This is a genomic window from Saccharothrix sp. ST-888 (assembly GCF_000955975.1).
In the GTDB taxonomy this organism is placed as follows: Bacteria; Actinomycetota; Actinomycetes; order Streptomycetales; family Streptomycetaceae; genus Kitasatospora.
The window spans coordinates 1-522 of record NZ_JYJF01000350.1 but is presented as its reverse complement, the minus strand read 5'-3'; the positions used below and the strand labels follow the sequence as shown (position 1 = coordinate 522).

Annotated in this window: 1 protein-coding gene; it reads right to left on the bottom strand. The window is 73.2% G+C overall.

Annotation, left to right across the window (positions count from 1 at the left end):
* Window positions 1–207 precede the first annotated feature (207 nt).
* Window positions 208–522: NUDIX domain-containing protein (locus tag UK12_RS33050; RefSeq protein ID WP_156179098.1), on the bottom strand; the 315-nt coding region annotated here is incomplete at its 5' end.

Genomic DNA, 522 nt, shown 5'->3' with positions numbered 1-522 from the left:
GTCCGTAGCAATGCTGGACTGCCCCCGGCCCGACACCAGCAGGCGTAGCACCGACGTCTGCAGCTCAGTCAGGTCCGCCTCGGCGGGGCCCTCGTGGCCTCGCCAGGCCGAGGCGCGAGTCCAATCCCGCGCGAACACCGGCGCGGTGTCGTGGACGAGTCCGGGGTGATGCAGGTTCAGCGCGCGGACGGCCTGGCGGATTCGGCGCTACTGGTACGGCAGGGTCGTCTCGCCTAGCGGATCGAGCGGCACCCAGGGGGGACCCGTCAGCTCGCCTGTGGCGCTGTCCGGGACGGCAACCACAGCTGGTTCGTCGGCCGTCAGCCTCCCGGGGTCGCAGACGACGTGGAGGCCCGCGGTCGAGCCCGTCTCCGTGTTGCGGGGCATCTGGTCGACCGCGAACGCGTGCGTGATCTCGCGGGTGAGCCCGGTCTCCTCGGCGAGCTCGCGGGCGGCGGCGGTGCCGATGGACGCGCCCGCGTGAGCGGCTCCGCCGAGCAGCTGCCACCCCGCCCTGTAGGT